We start from the raw sequence: 14,454 nt of genomic DNA on the forward strand, positions 1-14,454 counted from the left end.
CTAAAAATCATTACTAGATATAGATTTCCACTCAACATCTGCCGTTACTCCGCCAAATAAAACAGCTTAGCACACACCTGACAAAAACAAGCAAATACAACAAGTTAGATTGGACACACAGACTTAAAACAACTTTCCTTCACCTCAAGAAAGGTGAATTCACCTATCTTGAGTTTTCTAGTTCAACAGGCTTAGTTAGGATGACCTCGAAATTTATTAACTCGGATTAAAACCGAACTACCAGCAGGACTCTTATTTATGAAAAAATCGATTATCGCACTCAGTGTTATTTTAGGCGCAGCGCAGCTGAGCGGTTGTAATTCTTCAGATGAAATCAAAGCTGAAATCAAAAAGCAGCTTGGCTTCTCTATGGAAGACGGTGCTCAAGAAATCAAAAGCGGTTATTTACCGTTCCGCTTTGCGGTTGTTAACGGCCGTGAAGATGACGTTACAGTTAAAATGCATTATAAAGTAGAGGCGAATGCTAATCAGATAAGCCAGGATTTAACGCAAATAACTAACCTCAATAAGCTTATCCGTAACGAAGTCCTTGATATCGAAATTATTGATGACATGATAATCGGAGAGGATTACAGTATTCAGGTTCGCCCTGAAAACATTAAAAAAGATTTTGAGCTGACTATTAATGAAGGCCTGCTAGCTAATAACGACAAGTGGAGCACCCTATTCAACCAGACACAAAGTGATTTTAGTTATTATGTCGTACTGCATGAAGAAACAGATCACCCCACTGAAACCACTCATTCACCGGTAGTGAAAATGGCAGTTAAAAAAGCCGATTTGAAAAAATCGACAGCGGGTTTTATTAACCGCATTTCTACCAGCAACTTCTCTGCTGCAGACAGTAATATCTGTGTTATTGCTTCAACAAACAAAGGTAACACTCTAATTTCTGCAGATCTTCCCTACAACAGCAGCAGTGCAATGTTTGCTATGGATAAAGTACTCAACACGGATCAGCAGGACTATCGCTTTATTATTGTTGCAAACGCAAGTATGCAGGAGCTTGAAGAGCATAATCAGGATAAATTAAGCAATTCAGAAATGGACTATGCACAGCAGCACTGCCGGATCAACGGCAAAAGCGACAAGGAAAACTACTGGGTTGCTGTATCTGATGAAAAGATAGAAGATATGCCGGAAGAAAATTTAGCAATTATTTTATCGGTTGACCACAGCGAAGGAAAAAGAGAGCTGGCAGTTGACGGTATTGAACTGCCAAGCCTGAAATGGGAAAAAGAAACCTGGAAATAATTCCTTTGTAGTTTTGGGCCGAGCACCCATCACGGCCTTTTTTTTTACTGTCACGATTAAACTTTCCCACCGGTACAAGAGATGATTTCTTGTTACTGCTTTGGCCGTGGTACCCGCCACGGTCCTTTTTGTATAAACACAGATAAACCTCTGTTTGAACCGCTATTCTGCTGCAGCCTCCACTAAATAACGGCTGATTCGACCTTTTGCATTTTTAGGTTTACGCACGGACCTTCCCTGCTTTTTATCTAAAAAATATTTCAATGCCAGCTTATGAGCCGGCATTGAAACCGCCCCAATCAAACCTAACTGCTGCTCTGCTTGTACATAATTACCTGATAAAGCATTAGCCGTAGCTCGTCCTAAACACACTTCATTAAGCTTCAATGGATAAGCTTCTTCAAACCAGTATATCGCGCTGTCTAACGCGGCCGGTTCCTTATCAACCATATAGGACTCCATTTTATACCAGGCCATAGCCGCTTTCACTAAAGGGCAGTCAACCGTACAGGCTTCCAAAGAGTCAGAGAGCATTTTTTCTGTGGTCGGGTGAAAAGCGGCGGCTTCAGTATAAACATAAGCAACCAGCTGCATACGGTAACGCGCTATAGCCGGGCTCGGCGCTTGTTTAGCAATACGAATCGCTTCCGCGATGGCTTTGTCTCTGCCGGGACCGTCTTCACTTAACTTTGAAGTGAGTTTGATGATTAAATCATCAAGCTCTTCATCTAAGGTTTCCATTGACAGGTTATTAATATCCAGCAGCTGTTCTTCACCGGATTCATTGATAGTTAAAAACAGTTTAACCTGATCACCGCTGTAACGCAGTAAAGGCTGAATTCTAATATCAATATCCGCAGCTTGCGGTGTGCTTTTATTGGGGCAGACATTCGCCATTTTTAACTTGCTGCAGTCGAAAAACACCTGCTGCCCGGTCTCCTTCAAGGTACCTTTTAAAGCTGCGTACAGATAACCGGTAATCGCATAGGAAAGCGGATCTGCCGGCAGCTCTCCCTGTTTACTTAAAACTGGTGCAGGATAAATCATCACCACAGCCGGCTTTTTAGGCCATAAGGTGATCATCAGCGTCACGACCACTGCAGCAGCAATAATCACTGCTGCAGGTTTGACAAACCATGATTTTTTATTAACCACCGGCAGCGGATCTGTCTGTTCACTTTCACAGACGATTTGATTGTTAGACTCTAATGAAACAGCCGGCTGTGCAGAAGGGCTATCTTTAGTCAGCACACCAACAAAGCGGTATCCTTGACGCGGCACGGTTTTTATTACCTGTGGGGATTTATGATCCTCTCCAAGAAACTTGCGCAGTTTACTGATCGACTGGTTAAGGGAATTCTGCGTTACCACTACGCCGGGCCACACCTGCTCAAAAATCTCTTCTCGAGATACGACTTGCTCCTGATTCACCACCAGGATCTCCAGCAGCAGCATAAGCTGCGGTTCTATTCGTTCAGCGCTTTCTAAACTTATCGTGTTGTGCACAGGATCAACCAGTATACGGTTGTTAATCCAGTATTTGTTACATTTAAAATCGATTGGCTGGTGCATAAATAAAGTCTAATTTTGATAAATGGAAGCACTGTTAAATCATCATGAGTCAAAAGAGCATGCGCTTAAATCCTAGCATAGTTTTTTTTCTTACTGCACATCATTCATAAAGGCTTGATATTATTCTAATATTACTGATAAAAACAGCCCAGCACAGCACCTTTTATTACCTGTGACCTAGTCAGAAAACTGACTGTTTTTATTCACTGCATTTAAAGTGAAATCAACAAAACGTTTATTAGCAACGGACAAATAACCGTCCCTTCGCCAGGCCATAGCTAGATCCAGATGCACTGCTGGTACAAACGGGATGCCTTGTATATCCGGTTCGACGTCTGTAACTAACTCTAATAAAGCAGTGATCGCAAATTCATTTTTAACAATATTTAAAATCATTGCTAGCAGATTAGTTTCAAAAGAATACTGCGCCGTACAGTGATGTCGCTGACATAACTCGTCAATAACAGCACGGTGGAAATACCCCGCTTTAAACATAACCAGTTCATGGTCAAAAAAGGTCTGACAGTCAATCTGCTTACGCACCGCTAAAGGATGATTTTGACCCACAGCAGCCACCATCTGCGAAGTAATTAAATGCTTTGCCTGTAGTTCATCGGGCACATTTTCATTAATAATAATACCTAAGTCCAGCTCTCCGCTGAGCAGAAGATCTTTAATCGTCTGCGTCCCCGATTCCACAATGCTCAGGTTTAGATGCGGATGCTGAAACTTAAACGCCATTAATATTTCAGGAAAAAAATAGGTTCCCATCATGCTCGGGATACCGATTTTCACTTCTCCCTTTTCAAGCCCGCGCAGTTCATCCACGGCAGTCTGGGCATCGGCCATTTTATTGAGAATGATTTTCGCATGGCTCAGCAAAACCTGCCCTTCTTTAGTAACCGATACCCCTTTACGGCTGCGGTACAGTAAAGTTACACCGAGCTTTTGTTCAAATTTAGACATGGAAATGCTTAAGGCTGACTGCGCAATATTCAAGGATGCAGCAGCTTTTGTATAACTGCCATGCTCAACAACAGAGACAAAATAATGTAGGTTCTTAGAATTAAGCATATGTAAAATATATACCCGAGATAAGTTTAATATATTTTCAATACTACCATTTAATCGCTAACCTATTATTAAAAAGTCAGCAGCGGATCTCAAAAATGATTAAATTACATTCAGCCCCATATAAACGCGTGACTGTCGGCCTCGGGTTAGGCTCATTTTTAGTATTTTGTAACCTCTATTATTTTCAGCCGTTACTGCCCTTTTTCATGCATACATTTAATGCCACAGAAATACAGGTAAACTGGCTGTTCTCTATTACGACACTGGCTGTGGCGGCCGCGCTTATCCCCTGGGCGATTATTTCTGAAATTTACGGACGCCGTCTGGTGATGTTATGCAGTTTAGTGTTAATCCCGATTATTAATTTCCTTATGTTTTTTAGTCAGGATTTATCCGACCTGCTTGTGCTGCGCTTTTTACTGGGCATTTCTCTGGCAGGATTTATTGCCGTCGCCGTCGCTTATATGGCAGATGAGTTTGAGCCCCAGGCTTTATTAATTGCGGTCGGCGGCTATATCAGCGCCAATTCGCTAGGCGGTATTCTAGGACGAATATACGGCGGGGTAATGACCGATTTTATCGGCTTAAAGTGGACAATATTAAGCATGTCTGTTTTAAGCTTCACGGCACTGCTTTTTATCTTACCGCGGATCAGCCGGCAGAAGCACTTCACTCCGCAAAAGGGACGTTTTTTACATCATAACAGACAGCTTCTTACTCATATGCGTACACCCAAAATATTGCTGGCAACGATTATCGGCGGCTTAAATTTTGCGATGTTTATCAATATCTATACTGTGATGGCCTTTAAATTATCATCGCCCCCCTTGTCACTGCCTGCAAGTATCACGTCTCTGATTTTTTTATGTTATTTAGCCGGCACATTGTCGGCGAAACTAAGCGGACGCTGGACAAAAAAATACAGCACGACTTCGGGCATACTGGCAGCTCTAGGTGTGTGTTTCAGCGCCATCATAATTATGTCACTGCAGAGTTTATTTTCGATTGTGCTGGGGCTGCTGCTGCTCAGCGGCGGCGCATTTTTTACCCACTCTCTGGCTTATGGTTTTGTCGGGCGAAATGCACTGCACGGAAAATCTACCGCAACCGCGCTGTATCTGGTGATGTATTACTGCGGCGGCAGCCTGGGCGGGTTTGTACTGATATCCTGCTGGCAGTCAGGGGGCTGGCCGATGGTCTTTGCAGCCTGTGCTTTCACTTATTTAATCATGGCGGCACTGACTGTTTATTTAAGCCGGAAAACACAGGTTATCAAGACACAATATGCTTAAAGATAATTAACGCCCTAAAAGCTCTACCTGCTGTCGTTCCAGCTCTGTCAAAGCACCATAAAAACGCGGGTAAGGCCAGCCGTAACCCCAGCGGAAACTGGTTGGTAAAAACGGTGTACCGCCGACTCTAACTCCCAAAAGCATTAATAAAGCAACTTCAGGCTCCCCGACTTTAGTGACACAGCGTTTCAAAGCCTTATCGGAGTCTATCCGCTGCTGGTAAGTCCCGCCCTTCCAGTAGTCATAATCATGAATTTCACAACATGAAAGCCATAATTTATTCTGCTCTATTGTTCCGTCAGGAAATGCACTGCAGCCGTCACTGGTAAACGGCGCGAGGGTGTCCGCATGAACGAAAGGCAGTCCCAGCACTAACAACAGCAGGGGAATTATCTTATTTAATCTTGTCATAATACCTGCACTACCTGTTAAACCGTCGATGCCCTAATCTAATATTTTGTGCATCGATAAATGCACAATACCGGCTTCCATAAACTCTTCACCAAAGGGGATAAAACCTAGTTTTGTATAAAAATCGACTGCTTGTTTTTGTGCCCCAAGATAAACTCGCTGATAGCCCTGTTCAGCGGCAGCATCAATTAATGACAGCACAATCTTAGCACCCAGCCCCTGACCTCTATAATCACGCAGCACAGCAATACGCCCGATATGTCCGTCTTCTAACATGCGTCCGGTAGCGGCGGCTTGACCGTCAACAAACAGCAGAGCATGCAGGGCAGACTGATCGTTGCCGTCAAATTCAATCTCGGCATCTATCCCCTGCTCTTTAATAAAAACAGTTTCTCTAATGAAACGAATAGCGTGTTTGTTTTCACTGTCAAATGCGACATTTTTTACTGCTGACATTATTTAACCTTGTGGTGAATCAGGCCGGACAATTCCAGCTGCTGATTAAAAATTCATTTTAGAAGCGGCTGTCTATTGGATTTGCAGCAATGTGCTAAGCCTTTTACCTGGAATTTTTTATACCGGCAGCACAGTACTTCTTGTTTAGACTTTACTATGTTTAATCTGCGATTCAAACCCGCAATTATATTCTGAACTGTAAATATCCGCAGTTGATAAGCATCTGCAAAGCACAATTCCAGCTTATATAAACAGGCTTGATTGAACTGAATAATGACATTCAGCAGCTTGTTAATAGAGTAATGAACAGCGCGCCTTATTACCGTGGAATTTTAAATATGATTTACTAACTGTTTGGCGATATTCTGAAACGCGGGGTTAATTGAGACTTACGATAAGCGTTTGTATAGCGGCACTTTTAATAAAAATGCCGGTCAGCTATAAACTGACCGGCATTTTCCGGGAATAATAATTTACTCCTGCAAAGTTTTACTGCGGGTTAAGACCTAATGATTCTAAGACTAACTTGAAGTTAGCACGGCGATCTTCAATGGCATGAACATCACCACTTACAGGGCAGGTAGAATCCGGGCAGCCGCGGTTAACGATACCAGATACATCATCAACAAATTCATTACCTACCAGACCACCGTCTACATACTTTTTAAGTTCATCGTAGTAGTCCCAGTCTGCATATTGACCACCTTCATCATCGTATGCCTGTACTGAATTAACCCAGAAAAACAGACCTGCAATCCATTTGATCTCCTTATTCTCTTCCGAGCTGCAGATCAGCCCTGGATTTGAACATAAATCTAAATCGGCGTATAACGGGCTCTCCGGCGGCGCTTCAACGGTAAGACCATCAACCTTTTTACCTATCAGGTCAGGATCAACGTGTGAACGACCTACGAAGTGGTTAAGCGTACCAAAGTTTTGACGACCTGTGGTTTGAATAACACCACGTCCCCACCAGCCGCAGCCTTCAACACTTGCTTCTGCTTCACCTGGGTGACCGTCCCAGATAAATTTACCTGCCTTTTGACCAACATAGACTTCACATTCATCACGTTCATAAGCCTGCTTAGAGCTATCTATACCTGTCGGTGGAGTACCACACCAACCATCACTATGAGACCAGCGGCCAACTTTACCGTCAATAAGCAGGCCCTGCTCTTCCAGTACTGCATCAGGAGCAACAAACAGAGGAGCTGGAGCGCCGTACCATTCAGCATGGGTCAGTGCAGTCTGTTCCATCTTATTATCGCGAGGACAAGAGTAAGCATGGTCTTTACCTGATACAGGGTTAACACCATAATCTGCATATTTCTGACCTAACTGACCACAACTTGCTGTCATTGTGTAGGTTGCTGGTGCGCCGTAGTCAGTATGAGACCAGTTATTTTCGTCACAGGCATTGAAACGAATTGTTTCCTGCATACTTTGTGATAAAAACGCAGCAATAGCGACTTTGGCGTATAGCGTATTCGTTGCATCATCAGCATTTTCATCGATTAACCAGAACGTATCACCAGCGACACCCACATTGTGCATTGAGTTTAAGCCGGTTAAAAAATCAGCCCAGTTATAGATTGTTGACGGGATCCACTTTAAATCTGGCGTTTCATAAAGGAAAACTTCATTATCCATAACTGTTTCAGCATCTTCTAAGTCTTTGTTCAGTGACTCAATGCTTGTTAACGGAACCTCATCCATAGGCTGACCTACATAATACAGCGGCACTTTAGCGTTGTCGTAGCGATCAATTTTAGCTTCTAAATCCATCGTATTAGTATCGAACAAAATAGCAAAAATGTTGCTGTGAGCCGCTTTACGTAGATTGCTCTCACCGGCAGTATTACCCATAAAGTAACCTGCAGCCTGATCCGTTGGAATATTAGACAACATTGCAGGCGCCTTAGCGTGGTCTGTCACTTGTTTCACGTATTCCAAAGCGTTATGCCACTGGCCGCTTGTTAAAGCATCAGAATCACTGGACTTAGAGAACGCAATAAAATCAGCTTCTGATTCACCTTTATAAAGCTCGAAGCTGCTAAGCAGGTCAGCCGTTGCTTTAGAGGCAGCATCCCATACAGACTGTCTGCCTGAGTGAGTGTCAAAAGCAAAATCACCAATACTTAAAGACCAGCCGAAAACAGCCTTAGGCGCAAGCGTAGACAAGACTAAGTTCTGAGCTTGAGCCCAGCCTTGCGCATTATCGGTTAATGCATTGATCTCGCTGCTGTCGATTTGTTGACCTGTGTTAATTAACGCTTGAGTTAAAGCACGTTTAACTTCAATACTGCCCAAAGACGCGCCTTTATCAGCCGTTATATTATCAAGCACATCAGTGCTGATGATGACTGTTTTTTGCTTGGCCTTAGTCGCAGCTGTAATCAGTTCTTCGAAAGACTCTGTTAATAGATCATAATCAGACAGGTCTTCGCTGTTGATAGTCTCTACCGTCACCATCTTAGGCGCATCTGAAGACGGGCTGGCAGCAACAAAGTCACTCGGCCAGCGGTGAAGGGACAAATTAACCGGATCACTCGGATTTGGTAAAGACAGCAGCGCTGCTTCACCAGGCGCTGTGCCATCACAGTTCAAATGATGCTCCCAGTCACTTGAACTACCAGGCACCTCCTGCGTCCAGCTTTTAGCTTTATGAGCGATGTTTTCATGAACCATGATATCGCCAGCATCAGCATAACTAGGCTTACCTTCCCAGTCAGTTTGAGTCCAGTCAGGATAAACATTAAAATCTGCACAGAGTGCACCTGGGTCTGGCGTTGGCTCTGATTCTGGCTCAGGTTCTGGCTCTGGCTCTGGCTCTGGAATCGGGTCAACACCTGGATCTGGTTCTTCACCCGGCTCTGATGTACCATCCGGACAGTCTACTTCATCCCAAAACCAAGAAGTGCCGTTTGGTGTTTCCCATACTCCCGGGTTGTTTTTAGCGATATAGCACTCATTCTTATAAGAAACCATATCGCCATTTTCGACTTTTGTTTATCCAGGGATAAACGGAATGACATCCCCGCCAGCAGGCGGCTCTCCAGGAGTACCAGGACAGTCTACTTCATCCCAGAACCATGAAGCACTTGCACTTGGTGTTTCCCATACTCCCGGATTGTTTTTCGCGATGTAGCACTCATTATCATAAGAGACCATATCACCATTTTCGACTTTTGTTTCTCCAGGAACAAACGGTGTAACTTGCTCCCCGGCAGCAAAAACATTCGAGCTGACCGATAATGTCAGCGTCGAAGAAAACAAAGCAACCGAGACTGCTTTTTTTACCTGACTAACCTTAAAACTCATACCTAATCCTTACCTTTAAAGACTATATTATTACAACTTAAAATGTTTATATCCGCGCTTCTATGCTTATATTACGGCTTAAATTGACTTCAAAAAACACACAATTACCCAACATGACACACTAAACTACCACCCAATAGGTAGCCCAAATCTGTGTTTTTTGTGATTTTTTGTGATTTTTTGTGATTTTTTGTGATTTTTTGTGCAAAAAACACACGCAGAAAAAAACAACTACAACTATCATTTTAAAATCAACAATCTAAATAAAACAGGTGATTAATAACAGTAAATCTGCTTGCTCGTATTTAAGCGGGACAATCAATAACAAAGGCACTTAACGGTGGCAGAACAAAGCCGGAATAATCATGTTATGCTCACTCCGGCTTTGTTCTGCCGTATAAATCAACACTTCAATCATAATAAGATGCTATGGTTATAGGGTATATTTTCGCTAGTGGTCAGCGTCTGTTTTGTCTAAGCCCAATTTTCCTCTTAACGGCCGGCCTTTACATTGGGATATTTATGTTACCGAAAAATATCTTAACTTCTTACTTACTAATGCTGACCTGCTTTGTCTTTTCTGCACAGCTGCGTGCAGAGCAAGTCTCTATCGGTATTAGTTTTTCAATCCCCCCCTGGGTAATCAAAGAAACTGAAACTGGATTAGAACTGGACATACTTAAAGAGGCACTTTCAGTTAAAGGCCACACCATAAAAGCAAACTATCTGCCCCTGGCAAGAGCTTTTGAATCATTTGATTCAGGTCTGGTTGATGCGGTGATTAATGTTAAAAAAGGCATGGTAAAAGGCTTTTATTCGGATCTGGTGGTCAGTTTTCAAAATTGTGCAATAAGCTTAACCGGCAGCAAATTTGTTATTAATGACATTAATGACCTGCAGGACAAACGTATCGTTGCTTTTCAAAGGGCATCAACAATATTGGGGCAGGACTTCAACGCAATGACACGGAAAAATACACGCTATAGAGAGGTTTCAGATCAGTCACTGCAGGTAAAACAGCTTTTTAAAAATCGGGTGGATGTGGTTATTTCGGAAAGGAATATTTTTAAGTATTTTCATAACCAGTCACAACAGGAGTCCCTAGCCGGTGAATCTGTCTTCGTAATCACTGCCGCAGACCTAAAACAGCAGGTTCAGTATCACTGTATATTTCCGCCTTCGCATTACCACTATGCATTCACTTCTGAAAAAATCCGCGATGATTTTAATTACGGTTTAAAAACCATACGGGAAAACGGCCTGTACAACAAAATATTCTCTGATTATGCAGGCACAATAGAAACAACTCCAACTCCACAGCCCTGAACCAGCGCCCTTAGAAGACGGAAAAATACGCCCGTAGAAAGCCGCATCATACTCTGCTGTGACCAGCAAAATATGATGCGCTATGTTGTTATTTTCCTTTTGGCGGCGCTGTTAAATCAATTTTGTAAATAGCAAAACCGAGTTCATCAACAGCCACTTTTTCCATATTTCTCTGCTTGAACTGTTCAATGAATTCAGCAGCTTTTTCTGTGTTTTGTGTTTCAAAACGAACATCCAGCGCTGTATCAGTATCAATCGTTTTAAAACTCCAGTTATGATCAGCTTCCGTAGTCACCTGCCCTTTAGCCGCGGTTTGTGCAGTGATGTAATTTGACAATACGCTGCGGTTTTCATCCGGCAGTTCCAGCACAACATGATCAAACCCGGTACCAGCAAAACTGCCTCCGAATGCACGGTAGTTGTTCACCCCGACCAGAAACTCCATCGCAGCCAGCTTATCACCCGTGTACTGCGTACCGTCTTCAGCTGTATAAGTTAGGCCTGAAATACGTTCAGCTCCTTCATTACCAGGAACCAGCGTACAGCTGCTGTCGAACTTATTCGGCTGAGTAACATCAATCTGATAAGTGACACCGTCAATAACGTCATAGTTATAAGTCGGATGACCGGCATAATTGATTAACGCCTGCGGCTTACTGCTGCCGGGATCAATCTGGTTAAACTGGTTGGCACTGCATTCCAGCCAGTCTTTAACCTCAGCACCTGTCGCTTTTACTACTACCATAGTATTCGGGTAAAGATATAAATCGGCGGCATTTTTATAAGTTAGCTGACCTTTATCAACCTGCACGTATTGATCCGCATCACTTGATGTACCGTGACGGCCGCCGGCTTTAAATGGAGCCGCGGCAGACAAGACCGGTAAATATTTCAGTGCCGGGATATTAGCAACCTGCTCTTTGACTTTATCGATTTGCGCATCAGCAACGATCTGCACCGTAGGGTCGTCCTGAACCAGCGTTAGGAAGCTGTACATATTACCCGATGCTTTACCAATAGGCTGGGAAACAAACTTAAGCGTTTCCTGATGTTCCGTTTTGACCGCATCACGCAGGTCCTGATCCGCTTCAACAAGCGGTTTATCTTTAAAGATCGGACGCGCTTCTGAGTGCGAATCAACTACTGACCAGTTACCCTCTTTCAGTTCTACTTTAAGATCAATAACCCCCAGGTTATCACCCCAGCGGCCCGGCATAACAGCAGCCACACCGTTTAAAGTACCTTTTTCAATATCTGCATTGGGTATATCAGCATATTTTTGCGCCGGGAAAATAGAGTGGCTGTGGCCGAACATAATTGCGTCAATACCATCCACCAGACTTAATGCATAAGTTGCATTTTCTGCATTGATTTCACCTGGATTTTCCGGCGTTCCTATACCAGAATGCGGAATTGCAATAATGATATCTGCCCCTTGCGCTTTCATCTCAGGTATAAATTTATTGGCACTTGCAATGATGTCATCTGCACGTACTTTGCCTTCTAAATGTTTTTTATCCCATTGAAGAATCTGCGGCGGCACAAAACCAATATAACCGATTTTCATCGTGTGCTTATTACCATCAGTATCAACGACTTGTTTTTCCTGAATCAGGTAAGGTGTAAATAAGTTATCACCACGTTCCAGGCCGTTCCAGCACTCTGAACTGTCACAATAAACGTTTGCATTAATATAAGGGAACTGCGCGCCGGACAGTGCTTTTTCCAGAAATTCTAACCCATAGTTGAACTCATGATTACCGATATTACCCACGGCATAGTTCAGGGTGTTCATTACCTTGTAGGCTGGATGAATATCGCCTTGAGCAACACCTAGATCTTTGTTGTACTGATCAGCAACATAGTCTGCCATTGGACTGCCCTGAAGCAGATCACCGTTATCCACTAAAACAAAGTTATCACTCTCTGCACCTGCAGCGCGGATCAGACTCGCGGTACGTGTCAGGCCGATAGTCGGATCTTCTTTGCCGCTGTAATAATTAAAATCCATAATGTTGGCGTGCAGATCCGTAGTTTCCAGGATTCGCAGATCAACCTGTACTGCTTCTTTATCACTATTCACACTGCATGCAGACAAGCCTAGTGTAGATGCAATAACCACTGCTAAAACTTTTTTATTAAACATATCAATCATTCTCTTATTAATTAAAATTGAAAAATAATCACTCGCGATCATTTCTCAAATAGGTATACCCGTTTAAGTCTGCATGTGTTCTGCTTAATGCTTCGTGTGCTAATCCTTTGACCCATTTCAGTAGAAAGAGAAATGATCACAAACTCAACTGGTGTGTATTTACTGTCGATGAAATAACTAAGCCGCTTGGAAATACCTATTATGGTATTTCCAAGCGGCTTAGTGACTGACAGAAAATTTTCAGTAGCAACAGTTCCTATTTTACGATGCGCCGGGTATTAACCAGACGACATACGGTTTCTTTAAACGTCCAATAGAGAAACGGCAAAATACTGCGGGATAATTCGTGTTTCATATGATATAAGCACAATCCCTCTCTCTGGATCTGTATTTTGATTAAATCATACCCGCAGATCTTAAGTCAATTTATTCTAAAAAATCATACAAAAAATTCATATTCAGTTGTCTGATAGGATACTTTTTTAAAGCACAGCAGCTATTTACCATCTAATCCGCAATGGTATATGATGACTCTTTTCTAAATCATTAAAAAAAGACAGGTACCAGTTAACAGTGCCGCCGGAGAAAACAATAAGTGAAAATAATTAACGGTCTTAAGAACATCATCGATAGTTTTGATACCTTTATTCTGGATCAATGGGGCGTGCTGCATAACGGCGGCGACGCTTTTGAACAAGCGGTTGAAACACTGGAATTTCTACAAAAGCATAATAAAAAAGTGGTGATTTTGTCTAACAGCGGCAATACCCACCACTTTTCTTACGCCCGTTTACAGGACTCTGGAATTCGTCGGGACTTATATATCGACGTATTAACATCCGGGGATCATATGCGCCATAATTTTAACTCCGGAAAATTTAAGCATCTCGGGACAAAGCCTCTGTTTTTCACCTGGGAAGAAAGCACAACTGTACTTGAAGAGTGCGGCTTAACCAGTACACCTGTTGAAGATGCATCATTTGTGCTTTGTTATGGGATCAGCCGTCCCGGTGTTGCCGACTATATGGATGATCTTAAAGCCGCCCGCGCACGTAATCTTGAGTTAGTGGTCAGTAATCCAGACCTTGTTGCAATGACGCCTGAGGGCTCATTAAAAATGTGTCCGGGCTCCATTGCCAAAGCCTATCAGGATATGGGCGGTATCGTACACTGGCACGGTAAACCGCAGCCGGATATCTACGCAATGTGCAGAGAACTAGTCGGCGGATGGGAGAACGCGATAGCCGTAGGTGACAGCATGGAACACGATATGGCCGGTGCGGATAATGCAGGAATATCAAGCCTGTTTATTACTAGCGGCATTCATGCACAAGAGATCACTGATCAGCAGAGTATTAATGATTTAAGCGCTAAATATGCGGTTAATCCCAGCTTTTATATAAACTGGTTTAAAGTTTAAATTGAACACTAAAAGCGATGGTCGGTGATCACCGCTTTTATCCCCTGCAGTTAGACTTCTTCCATTAATCGTTTTACTTCACTTCCCCGAACTGCCAGATTAAAACGGCTCAAACATTGCTTTAAAATACTATCAGGTTACAATTCAACTGT

At 43.0% G+C, this 14,454-nt stretch carries 11 protein-coding genes; 4 read left to right on the plus strand and 7 right to left on the minus strand.

The window, feature by feature from the left end; genetic code table 11:
• Positions 1-258: 258 nt before the first annotated feature.
• On the plus strand, positions 259-1,275 hold the full coding sequence (locus tag G327_RS0111115; protein ID WP_019614853.1) for a hypothetical protein: 1,017 nt from the start codon (positions 259-261) through the stop codon (positions 1,273-1,275).
• A gap of 162 nt (positions 1,276-1,437) precedes the next feature.
• Here G327_RS0111115 and G327_RS0111120 read toward each other — a convergent pair whose 3' ends face one another.
• Positions 1,438-2,847 carry a winged helix-turn-helix domain-containing protein gene (locus G327_RS0111120; RefSeq protein ID WP_019614854.1) on the minus strand — a complete coding sequence of 470 codons (1,410 nt, stop codon included), beginning with the start codon at positions 2,845-2,847 and terminating at the stop codon, positions 1,438-1,440.
• Positions 2,848-3,024: 177 nt separating this feature from the next.
• The gene (locus G327_RS0111125; protein ID WP_019614855.1) at positions 3,025-3,921 is read right to left on the minus strand and encodes a LysR family transcriptional regulator; all 897 of its coding nucleotides are present in this window, start codon (positions 3,919-3,921) and stop codon (positions 3,025-3,027) included.
• Between the two features lie 95 nt (positions 3,922-4,016).
• Between G327_RS0111125 and G327_RS24505 the strand changes: the two genes are divergently transcribed.
• Positions 4,017-5,213 (plus strand): MFS transporter, encoded by a 1,197-nt coding sequence (locus G327_RS24505; protein WP_019614856.1) that lies wholly within the window; start codon positions 4,017-4,019, stop codon positions 5,211-5,213.
• Between the two features lie 6 nt (positions 5,214-5,219).
• On the opposite strand, the gene G327_RS0111135 is transcribed toward G327_RS24505, so the two are convergent.
• The 4 genes from G327_RS0111135 to G327_RS27160 form a co-directional block, all read right to left on the minus strand.
• Entirely contained in the window at positions 5,220-5,624 is a 405-nt protein-coding gene (locus G327_RS0111135; protein ID WP_019614857.1) for a hypothetical protein, read from the minus strand.
• 33 nt (positions 5,625-5,657) lie between these two features.
• Positions 5,658-6,080, minus strand: a complete 423-nt coding sequence (locus G327_RS0111140; protein ID WP_019614858.1) for a GNAT family N-acetyltransferase — start codon at positions 6,078-6,080, stop codon at positions 5,658-5,660.
• A gap of 489 nt (positions 6,081-6,569) precedes the next feature.
• Positions 6,570-9,068 carry a cellulose-binding domain-containing protein gene (locus G327_RS25655; RefSeq protein ID WP_019614859.1) on the minus strand — a complete coding sequence of 833 codons (2,499 nt, stop codon included), beginning with the start codon at positions 9,066-9,068 and terminating at the stop codon, positions 6,570-6,572.
• A gap of 21 nt (positions 9,069-9,089) precedes the next feature.
• Positions 9,090-9,401: a hypothetical protein gene (locus tag G327_RS27160; RefSeq protein ID WP_019614860.1), complete on the minus strand. Its 312-nt coding sequence runs from the start codon at positions 9,399-9,401 to the stop codon at positions 9,090-9,092.
• A gap of 522 nt (positions 9,402-9,923) precedes the next feature.
• Between G327_RS27160 and G327_RS24510 the strand changes: the two genes are divergently transcribed.
• Entirely contained in the window at positions 9,924-10,727 is an 804-nt protein-coding gene (locus G327_RS24510) for a substrate-binding periplasmic protein (RefSeq protein WP_019614861.1), read from the plus strand.
• Positions 10,728-10,815: 88 nt separating this feature from the next.
• On the opposite strand, the gene G327_RS0111160 is transcribed toward G327_RS24510, so the two are convergent.
• Positions 10,816-12,873, minus strand: coding sequence for a bifunctional 2',3'-cyclic-nucleotide 2'-phosphodiesterase/3'-nucleotidase (locus G327_RS0111160; RefSeq protein WP_026339321.1), 2,058 nt, complete (start codon positions 12,871-12,873; stop codon positions 10,816-10,818).
• 604 nt (positions 12,874-13,477) lie between these two features.
• On the opposite strand from G327_RS0111160, the gene G327_RS0111165 reads away from it, so the two are divergent.
• Positions 13,478-14,302, plus strand: coding sequence for a TIGR01459 family HAD-type hydrolase (locus G327_RS0111165; RefSeq protein WP_019614863.1), 825 nt, complete (start codon positions 13,478-13,480; stop codon positions 14,300-14,302).
• Positions 14,303-14,454 lie beyond the last annotated feature (152 nt).

The organism is Psychromonas ossibalaenae ATCC BAA-1528, from assembly GCF_000381745.1.
In the GTDB taxonomy this organism is placed as follows: Bacteria; Pseudomonadota; Gammaproteobacteria; order Enterobacterales; family Psychromonadaceae; genus Psychromonas; species Psychromonas ossibalaenae.

Coding starts and splice junctions, on each gene's coding strand:
- G327_RS0111115 (WP_019614853.1), top strand. CDS start 259: ATGAAAAAATCGATTATCGCACTCAGTGTTATTTTAGGCGCAGCGCAG.
- G327_RS0111120 (WP_019614854.1), bottom strand. CDS start 2,847: ATGCACCAGCCAATCGATTTTAAATGTAACAAATACTGGATTAACAAC.
- G327_RS0111125 (WP_019614855.1), bottom strand. CDS start 3,921: ATGCTTAATTCTAAGAACCTACATTATTTTGTCTCTGTTGTTGAGCAT.
- G327_RS24505 (WP_019614856.1), top strand. CDS start 4,017: ATGATTAAATTACATTCAGCCCCATATAAACGCGTGACTGTCGGCCTC.
- G327_RS0111135 (WP_019614857.1), bottom strand. CDS start 5,624: ATGACAAGATTAAATAAGATAATTCCCCTGCTGTTGTTAGTGCTGGGA.
- G327_RS0111140 (WP_019614858.1), bottom strand. CDS start 6,080: ATGTCAGCAGTAAAAAATGTCGCATTTGACAGTGAAAACAAACACGCT.
- G327_RS25655 (WP_019614859.1), bottom strand. CDS start 9,068: ATGGTTTCTTATAAGAATGAGTGCTATATCGCTAAAAACAACCCGGGA.
- G327_RS27160 (WP_019614860.1), bottom strand. CDS start 9,401: ATGAGTTTTAAGGTTAGTCAGGTAAAAAAAGCAGTCTCGGTTGCTTTG.
- G327_RS24510 (WP_019614861.1), top strand. CDS start 9,924: ATGTTACCGAAAAATATCTTAACTTCTTACTTACTAATGCTGACCTGC.
- G327_RS0111160 (WP_026339321.1), bottom strand. CDS start 12,873: ATGTTTAATAAAAAAGTTTTAGCAGTGGTTATTGCATCTACACTAGGC.